General features: G+C 29.5%; 10 protein-coding genes. 8 read left to right on the forward strand and 2 right to left on the reverse strand.

All coding sequences use genetic code 11. The features are described 5' to 3' along the window. Positions 1–18: 18 nt before the first annotated feature. The 7 genes from BET03_RS07590 to BET03_RS07620 all read left to right on the forward strand — a co-directional run bounded on the left by BET03_RS07590 (position 19) and on the right by BET03_RS07620 (position 5,294). Positions 19–1,275 carry a UDP-N-acetylglucosamine 1-carboxyvinyltransferase gene (locus tag BET03_RS07590; RefSeq protein WP_120168961.1) on the forward strand — a complete coding sequence of 419 codons (1,257 nt, stop codon included), beginning with the start codon at positions 19–21 and terminating at the stop codon, positions 1,273–1,275. 101 nt (positions 1,276–1,376) lie between these two features. Continuing rightward, positions 1,377–2,174, forward strand: coding sequence for an MBL fold metallo-hydrolase (locus tag BET03_RS07595; protein WP_120168963.1), 798 nt, complete (start codon positions 1,377–1,379; stop codon positions 2,172–2,174). A gap of 21 nt (positions 2,175–2,195) precedes the next feature. Further along, positions 2,196–3,425 carry a serine protease HtrA gene (gene htrA, locus BET03_RS07600; RefSeq protein ID WP_120168965.1) on the forward strand — a complete coding sequence of 410 codons (1,230 nt, stop codon included), beginning with the start codon at positions 2,196–2,198 and terminating at the stop codon, positions 3,423–3,425. A 228-nt stretch (positions 3,426–3,653) separates the two neighbouring features. Beyond that, on the forward strand, positions 3,654–3,821 hold the full coding sequence (locus BET03_RS07605) for a CxxH/CxxC protein (protein ID WP_120168967.1): 168 nt from the start codon (positions 3,654–3,656) through the stop codon (positions 3,819–3,821). A gap of 28 nt (positions 3,822–3,849) precedes the next feature. Then, positions 3,850–4,275: an HNH endonuclease gene (locus BET03_RS07610; RefSeq protein WP_120168969.1), complete on the forward strand. Its 426-nt coding sequence runs from the start codon at positions 3,850–3,852 to the stop codon at positions 4,273–4,275. Continuing rightward, complete coding sequence (rlmH, locus tag BET03_RS07615; protein ID WP_120168971.1) at positions 4,272–4,751, forward strand: 23S rRNA (pseudouridine(1915)-N(3))-methyltransferase RlmH; 480 nt, start codon at positions 4,272–4,274, stop codon at positions 4,749–4,751. The genes BET03_RS07610 and rlmH overlap by 4 nt, the downstream gene beginning before the upstream one ends. Before the next feature lie 72 nt (positions 4,752–4,823). After that, positions 4,824–5,294, forward strand: a complete 471-nt coding sequence (locus tag BET03_RS07620; RefSeq protein WP_243096889.1) for a GNAT family N-acetyltransferase — start codon at positions 4,824–4,826, stop codon at positions 5,292–5,294. Between the two features lie 103 nt (positions 5,295–5,397). Here the strand turns inward: BET03_RS07620 and BET03_RS07625 are convergent, their stop codons facing one another. Further along, entirely contained in the window at positions 5,398–6,783 is a 1,386-nt protein-coding gene (locus BET03_RS07625; RefSeq protein WP_120168975.1) for an MATE family efflux transporter, read from the reverse strand. Between the two features lie 413 nt (positions 6,784–7,196). Beyond that, entirely contained in the window at positions 7,197–7,565 is a 369-nt protein-coding gene (locus BET03_RS07630; protein ID WP_279230366.1) for a VOC family protein, read from the reverse strand. 571 nt (positions 7,566–8,136) lie between these two features. On the opposite strand from BET03_RS07630, the gene BET03_RS07635 reads away from it, so the two are divergent. Next, a complete protein-coding gene (locus BET03_RS07635; protein WP_120168977.1) occupies positions 8,137–8,892 on the forward strand; it encodes a transposase in 756 nt (251 codons plus the stop codon). The last annotated feature ends 39 nt before the right edge of the window (positions 8,893–8,931 follow it).

The following is an 8,931-nucleotide window of genomic DNA, read 5'->3' on the forward strand; positions in this document are numbered from 1 at the left end:
CTGTGGTCAGTTGATTATATGGGAAAAATAGTAATAGAAGGTGGGGCTAAACTTAAAGGGAAAGTAGAAATAAGTGGGTTTAAAAATGCAGCAGTGGCAATTATTCCTGCTACACTTTTGGCAGGAGATAAATGTATAATAGAGAATGTTCCTTTAATTAAAGATGTATATATATTAAAAGAAATTATGGAAAGTCTAGGAGCTGAGGTTGAGCTTGATGATAAAGGAATTATGACAGTTGATACAAGCACTGTTAAAAAATGCTCTACTCCTTATGACCTAGCTAAAAAATTAAGAGCATCCTATTACCTTTTAGGAGCAGGATTAGGGAAATTTAAAGAAGTGGAAGTATCATATCCTGGAGGATGTGACATAGGGACAAGACCTATTGACCAGCATATAAAGGGGTTTGAAGCATTAGGAGCAAAGGTTAATATAGAGCATGGTCTTATTGAGTGTAAAGCTGAAAAGCTTACTGGAGCTAAAATTTACCTTGATGTAGTAAGTGTTGGAGCAACAATAAATATTATGCTTGCATCAGTTTTAGCAGAAGGTACTACAGTAATAGAAAATGCAGCTAAAGAGCCACATATAGTTGATGTAGCCAACTTTTTAAATTCAATGGGTGCCAATATAAGAGGGGCAGGAACAGATGTAATTAAAATAAAGGGAGTAAAGGAACTACATGGTTGTACATACAGTGTTATACCTGACCAGATAGAAGCAGGCACATATATGATAGCTGCAGCTGCTACAGGAGGAGATGTTATAGTAGATAATGTAATACCTACACATTTAGAACCTGTAACAGCTAAACTAAGGGAAATAGGTGCAGAAGTGATAGAATATGGTGACTCTATAAGGGTTACTGCTAATAAAGAATTAAAAAATGCAAATATAAAGACACTTCCTTATCCAGGATTTCCAACAGATTTACAACAGCCAATGACAGCAATGCTGTGTAAAGCTAATGGGACAAGTGTTATTACAGAAAACATTTTTGAGGGAAGATTTAAGTATGTTGATGAATTAAAAAGAATGGGAGCCAAAATAAAGGTAGAAGGTAGAACAGCTGTAGTTGAAGGTGTTAAAAATTTAAGTGGAGCTAAGATTTCTGTTACAGATTTAAGAGCAGGGGCTGCTTTTATTATTGCAGGTTTAATAGCTGAAGGTATAACAGAAATTTATAATATATATCACATAGATAGAGGCTATGAGAAAATAGAAAATAAGCTTATGAACCTTGGAGCAAAAATTAAGAGGATAAAAGAGTAATTAATATCAACTAATCATTTAAAAAGGCAGCATTGCTGCTTTTTTAATTATGCTATAATTATTTGTGTATAGAATAAATATAATAAATTGGAGGAAATATAATGGCACTAAGATTTTGTTCTATAGCTAGTGGAAGTAGTGGTAATTGTCAATATATAGAGACAGAAAAAATAAGAATATTAATAGATGGTGGACTTAGTGGTAAGAAAATAGAAAATGGATTAGAGTCAATAGGAGTAGAACCTAATACAATTGATTATATATTAGTAACCCATGAACATAAAGACCATACAAAGGGAGTAGGTGTTCTCTCAAGGAGATATAATATACCTATATATGCTAATGAAAGCACCTGGAAAGGCATGATGAATGGTATAGGTAATATAAAGGATGAAAATATTTTAACCTTTAAAACTGATAAAGATTTTGAATTAAGGGATTTAGGGATTTTTCCCTTTAGAGTTTCTCATGATGCAAATGAACCTGTAGGATTTTGCTTTTGTTATAAAAAAGAAAAAATTAGTCTTTTAACAGACACAGGATATGTAAGTGAAAATATAAAAAAATGTATAAAAAACTCGTCATTAATAATGCTTGAATCCAATCATGATAAAGAAATGTTAAAGATGGGAAAGTATCCTTGGTTTCTTAAAAAGAGGATATTAAGTGAAATAGGACATCTTTCCAATGAAGATGCTGGAGAAATAATTGCAGATATTGTGTCAGGAAGGGGAGAAAAAGTTCTACTTGCACATTTAAGTAAAGAAAATAATTTTCCAGAACTGGCATATCAAACAGTTGTAAATATTTTGAATGAAAAGGGTATAGATGAAAAAAAGGATATAAACTTAGATCTTACATTTAGAGATAAAAGGACAGATGTTTATACTTTTAAATAAATTTGTTAAGGGGGTATATATATGGATAATGGAGACAAAAACAACTATTTTAATGAAAATAATGAAATTAAACCTACTGATTATAATAAGACCGTTTATGTAGAGAGATATAATAGACATAGAGGGCCTAATAAAAGGAGAGGACTTTTCTCTTATTTCTTAGTGGCATTAATAGCTGCTTTAATTGGTGGATTGATTTCAGCATATATTGCCCCTACCTATTTATACGGAAACATAATACCTGTACCTGAAATATATCAAGGAAATGGAGGAAACAATCAACAAATTAACATAACAACTAAAGATGATATAACGGCTGTAACAGCAGTTGCCAAAAAAGCTATGGAGTCAGTTGTGGGAATTACTACAGTTCAGACAGTAGACTACTTTTTCTGGGGCCCTAGAAAAGAGCAGGGGGTTGGTTCAGGAGTTATAGTAGATAGTAAAGGATATATATTAACTAATTCACATGTTGTAGCAGATGGAGAGGCAGATAGAATAACAGTCCTATTTGCAAATGGAACCAAAAAGGAAGGAAGAGTATTATGGAATGACCCAGCACTAGATTTAGCAATTGTTAAGGTTAATGCTACAAATTTACCAGTTGCAGATTTAGGTAATTCAGATAACCTTCAAGTAGGAGAACTTGCAGTTGCAATTGGTAATCCATTAGGGTTAGAATTTCAAAGGACAGTTACTTCAGGAGTTATAAGTGGTTTAAATAGAACAATAAGGGTTGATGCTAATAATGTAATAGAGGATTTAATCCAAACAGATGCATCAATAAATCCTGGAAACAGTGGAGGACCACTTTTAAATAGTAATGGTGAAGTAATAGGAATAAATACAGCTAAAATACAATCAGCTGAAGGTTTAGGTTTTGCTATACCTATAAATACAGCTAAACCAATAATTGAACAGGTAATAGAAAAAGGAAGGTTTAAAACAGTATATATTGGTATAGCAGCAGTTGAAGTTGAGAAATATGAAAGTGCGTTAGGAATAGACTTAAAGGCAGATGAGGGTGTAATAATAATAGAAGTATCACCAAATTCACCAGCGGATTATGCTGGAATTAGACCTGGAGATATTGTGACAAAACTTAATGGAGAAAAGGTAATATCAATGAATCATTTAAGAAGAATGCTATATGAATATAGACCAGGGGATAAGGCTACTTTAGAAATTGTAAGAAATGGAAAGACAATGGAAGTAGAGATTACCTTTAGAGAAAGTCCAGACAATTATTAATAAGGAATTAAAAATTAAATACAAATTTCAAACATTAGCGCAGACTTTAGTCTGCGCTAAATTATTAAATTGCGGCTAATGACTTATAAACCTATCAGCTATTTTGTACTATAATAAAATTAAGAATTATTTTGTTCATAATAGGGAAAATTAAGAAAAGTATAACAAAAAGGAATATTAATTATTGTATAATAAGTAATATAAAATAAATTTATAGGAGTGGGAAATATGTACGTTGTATGTAATGAACATTTAGAAATAGCCATTGAAAAATTTATAGATGTTTATGAACAGCCACCAGATATATATGAATTAGATAAAATATCCTTTACAGACTGGACAAGTCCACACAGATGTGATTTTTGTGATACTAAACCTAAGTATTTGGTTGTTTAAGAATATAGAAGCTTTAAGGTGTGATTAGGTGAAACCACGGAATAGGGACAAGCTATATATTTATAATAGGGATAACAAAGAATGTTTTTTCTGTGGTAAAAAATTAAAATTTAAACAGATCACATTAGATCATCTTTTACCTTTAAGTAAGGGTGGTACTAACGATATATTTAATCTAGTAACTTCATGTAAAAAGTGTAATAAAATAAAGGGAAACTCCATACTAAAAGGTATAGATAAAATAATATTGGAGCTTTTTATGCAGGCTGTTAAAGATAATAAAATAATTGGGAAAGGATTAAATATTGATAATAACACCTTAAAAGAACAGCTTTTGGAAATAGATAGAATTGAAGATATAACGGATAAGTTTATATTTCAAAGCGATAATATGAGGTTTTACGTAAAAAATAATAAAGTAGTAAAGGTAGTTTATCTAGGAGGATTAAAATGAATATAACTATAATATCAGTTGGTAAGATAAAAGAAAAATTTTTAAGAAATGGAATAAAAGAATATTCAAAGCGACTATCAAAGTATTGTAAATTAAAATTTATTGAAGTAAATGATGAAAAGGCACCTGAAAACTTAAGTGAAGCTGAAATGGAAATAGTAAAAGATAAAGAGGGAGAAAGGATATTGAATAAATTAAAGGAAAATACCTATGCAATAGCCCTTGAGATTAAAGGAAAAGAATTAACCTCTGAAGATTTTGCAGATAAACTTGATAAACTTGCCTTAAGTGGAAGAAGTGACATAACCTTTATAATAGGAGGCTCTCTAGGACTATCTAAAGAGGTTTTAGATAAATGCAACTTTAAACTATCCTTTTCAAAACTGACTTTTCCCCACCAATTAATGAAACTAATACTATTAGAGCAAATATATAGGTCTTTTAGAATAATTAGAAACGAACCATATCATAAATAGGCGGAACGGTGAACCGAGTTCACCGTTCCTTAACAGTAAAGACTATTAGATTATATTTTCGGGGGTGGGAAATTGGAAGTAATTAAAGCTCAATCAAAAGAGCACTTTCAATATATAAGAGAACTTTTTAGAGAGTATGCCAATTCCTTAGACTTCAGTTTAGGTTTTCAAAATTTTGATAAAGAACTTAAAGAACTACCAGGTGAATATGCTCCACCAAATGGTTGTATACTTATTGCTAGATTTAATAAGAAAATAGTAGGATGTGTTGCTTTAAGAAGAATATCAAAAGATATATGTGAAATGAAGAGGTTATATGTGAGGCCAAAGTACAGAGTAAAAGGTATAGGGAAAAAACTTGCAGAAGCAATTATTAATGAGGCTCAAAATATCGGATATAAAAAGATGAGATTAGATACAATCTCTTTTATGAAGAAAGCTATTGCCCTTTATGAATCTCTAGGATTTAAGGAGATTGAACCATATAGATATAATCCAATAGAAGGTGCTAGATATTATGAATTAGATATTAATTATAGGTGACAAGGGGACTCGCTTGTCATCTATATTCCTAGCAATAATATATTTTAGAATTAACAATTGAAGCTCAAATGAATAATCATGTGCATTGAGTTCTTTTTTTATTTTATCTTTCTTGTACATGATAAATTTTTTGCCACTTTTTTGACTTAAATCTTTTAAATATTAATAAGGTTCTTGTACAAATATCTATTAACATACCAATCCAAAGACCTATTAAACCATATCCTAAATAATATCCAAAGAATAAACTAGATAATAGTCTCCCAGCCCAATTACCGATTATAGTTGTAAACATAGTAAACCTAGTATCTCCTGCCCCTCTTAGAGCTCCAGCCAATACTATATAAACTGCAAATATTGGTTGTACTACTATTATCATTCTTACCACAGGTTTTGACAGCTCTATAACTTTAGGATTGCTAGTGTAGAGTTTGATAATAGGCTTTACCCATATGAACATAGGAATAGATATAATACTCATTAATATGATAGTTATTAAAGTAGTTTGCTTACCGTATTCAGTTGCTAAATCTTTTCTATTAGCACCTAAACTTTGACCTACTAAAGTTGTTGCAGCTAGACTAAAGCCAAAGCCAACCATCATAGGGAGAGAATTAATATTCATTGCTAGAGCATTGGCTGCAATAGTAATTGTGCCTAATCCAGAGACTAAAATAGTGTATATGATTTGACTACCTTGTCTTACTAACTGTTCAACTGATGCAGGAATTCCTATGTTTAAAATATCTTTTACAGTTTTCCAATGAATTTTCCAATTAACATTTTTAAAGTCTATTTTGATAAGGGTATTTTTATTTAATAAAATATAAAGTCCTATTAAAAAACCAACTAGTCTTCCGAAACCGGTACCTAAGGCAGCACCTGTGACTTCTAATCTTGGCAAAAATCCTATACCAAATATTAACAAATAATTACCAACTATATTTACAATATTAGTAATTAACATTATATATAGAGGTGTTTTCATATCTCCTAATCCTTGTAGTATAGAGTTAAGCATCATAGTTGGTAGGGCAAAGATCATATAAGTAAATACTATTTTTAAGTAAACACTACCTTTCTTTAATATGAAAGGATCTACTTCATCCATTAATATCATCATCATTTTCAGAATATCTTTAGAAAAAATAAAACCTAAAATAGCTATAATGCTAGATAATATAAGTCCCGATAATAAGGATTGAATTATTATATTATTAGTTTTTATATCATTTTTTGCACCTTTATATCTTGCTACTAGTGCCGTAGAGCCTATAGTTAAAGCTGACAAGACCCCTATAGTAATAAACATGAATCTATTGCTTACATCTACTGTGGCTAAGGCATGGGCACCGATTTGGCCTACCATAATAACATCTACTATTCCCACTATACTTTGTAAAAACATACGTAATGCAGCAGGCCAAGCTAACTGTAGAATATTTTTTCTCATTTGTTTAGGGTTTAAATCCTTTGACAATTCAAACATAAATTTCTCCTTTGCTAAGTAATTACATCGTTATATTTTATCATAAAAATAAATATAATATAAGCAATATGTATGACAAAGGGACGTTTCGTTTGACATCAACTTTACTAATAAATATGTTTTTAATAAGAAAAGAAGCCATAAATGGATAATAGGGTCAGTCTTCACAAATTCACGATTTACAAATGATTAGGATTGAAGTTTTTGGCAAGATTTTCGAAGAATATCTGGGGAAAATAATTGAAGTTAGAGATAATAAAGCTCATCTTTTTCTTAAACCTGAACTCAGAAAAGCAAAGGTACATACATTATCTTAATGATTAAATTAAAGATAAATAGGGGCGGTTTTTTGTGTGTCTAATAAAGATTCAAAAACCGTCCCTTTGTATTTTATACAAATAACAAGTTTATAATTAAATAGTTATTTCAATTCTGTTTTTGTCAGGGTCTAAGACTACACTTTCAAAGTATCCATCTCCAGTTTTTCTAGGCTTACCTATAACTTCATAGCCATCTTCTCTTAATTTTTCTGTTAAAGATATTACTTTGCTTTTACTACCAACTGAAATTGCGAAATGAATTAATCCTAAGTACTGATTATAGGCATTATTTAAGTTATCAGGGATTGTTGGCATTTGCATAATCTCTAATCTACATCTGTGGTTAAAAGATAGAAAATATGATTCAAAATTTTTAGATCTATTAATATATTTTTTTCCTGCTTTTGCACTAAAATATTCAACATAAAAATCTTTTAATATTATTTGTCCAAATTGCAACATGCTCTATTTTCATTTTTACACACCCCTATAATATAATAATCATAACAAAATATTAATTATTAAAAATATCTTTTACATACAGAAATAAATCATTATTATTATGAGGTCAATTTCCTATAACGTTTTGTATAGATACAATAACATAGTTATTTATTCCATAAAAATACATAAAATTTCTTTTATTTTGTACATTTTCTTATACTTAAATATTTTCACATATCAGGTTATTAAATAACTAAGATTATCAATAAAAAAGGTTGTTAATTTTCTGTAAGAGTTTGTTCTATAGATTCAACTGTAACATTCTGACAAAGGGACGTTTCATTTGTTATATTGATTTAATGATGAACCTATATAAAGTAAGTGTTATAGAAAATAAAATTATAAAAACTGATTTTGTTAATAAGACACTTTTAGCAGGAGTATTTTTTATGACTATTTACAGGAAATTAAAGGAAAAAACCACTAAAAAATAGAATTTATTTATTAAGAAGAAATAAACAAAAGACAGAGATGTTTTGTATGAGTATTTAATTTATAAAAGAATTATACACGAAGATTGGTGATAAAAATGCCAAGAGGAAAAAGGAAAAGAAGTAAAACAGGTATATATCATATCATGTTAAGAGGCATAAACGGTTGTGAAATTTTTTTAGATAATGAAGATAGAGAAAAATTTATGAAAGCCCTTTTGAAAGCAAAAGAAAAAGGACAATTTTTACTTTATGGATATTGTTTAATGGATAACCATATACATTTATTATTAAAAGAGAGTGAAGAAATAGGTAGGAGTATTAAGAGAATTGCAGTAAGCTATGTTCAATGGTTTAATAATAAATATGGCAGAGAAGGACATTTATTTCAAAATCGTTTTAAAAGTGAAGTAGTAGAAAGTGAATCTTACTTATTAGTGGTTTTACGATATATACATCAAAATCCTATAAAAGCTAAAATAGTAAATACAATAAAGGATTTTAGATGGAGCAGTTACAATCAATATATAAAAGAATACAATGGAAAAAAGGTAGAAATTGATACTAATATAATAAAGAGCTATTTCACAAATAAAGAAAGTTTTGAAAGATACATGAACGAAGTAAACAAACATAAATGCCTAGATTATAATAATAGGAAAAAATATTCAGATGTACAACTAAAAACTGAGATTGAAGTAAAATATCCTATAGAAAAAATAAAAGAAATGACAAGAAATGAAAGGAATCAGTTGATAAATAATATCAAACAAGATACTAAGTGCAGCATCAGACAGTTAAGTAGAGTATTAGGGGTGGGACGTGGAGTTATTGAAAAGGCAATAAAAAAATGACAAACGAAACGTCCCTTTGTCATCTTGACCGAAGCTTAT

It is taken from the genome of Thermohalobacter berrensis, from assembly GCF_003609645.1.
Lineage (GTDB): Bacteria > Bacillota > Clostridia > Tissierellales > Thermohalobacteraceae > Thermohalobacter > Thermohalobacter berrensis.

Coding starts and splice junctions, on each gene's coding strand:
- BET03_RS07590 (WP_120168961.1), top strand. CDS start 19: ATGGGAAAAATAGTAATAGAAGGTGGGGCTAAACTTAAAGGGAAAGTA.
- BET03_RS07630 (WP_279230366.1), bottom strand. CDS start 7,565: ATGTTGCAATTTGGACAAATAATATTAAAAGATTTTTATGTTGAATAT.
- rlmH (WP_120168971.1), top strand. CDS start 4,272: ATGAATATAACTATAATATCAGTTGGTAAGATAAAAGAAAAATTTTTA.
- BET03_RS07635 (WP_120168977.1), top strand. CDS start 8,137: ATGCCAAGAGGAAAAAGGAAAAGAAGTAAAACAGGTATATATCATATC.
- htrA (WP_120168965.1), top strand. CDS start 2,196: ATGGATAATGGAGACAAAAACAACTATTTTAATGAAAATAATGAAATT.
- BET03_RS07605 (WP_120168967.1), top strand. CDS start 3,654: ATGTACGTTGTATGTAATGAACATTTAGAAATAGCCATTGAAAAATTT.
- BET03_RS07625 (WP_120168975.1), bottom strand. CDS start 6,783: ATGTTTGAATTGTCAAAGGATTTAAACCCTAAACAAATGAGAAAAAAT.
- BET03_RS07595 (WP_120168963.1), top strand. CDS start 1,377: ATGGCACTAAGATTTTGTTCTATAGCTAGTGGAAGTAGTGGTAATTGT.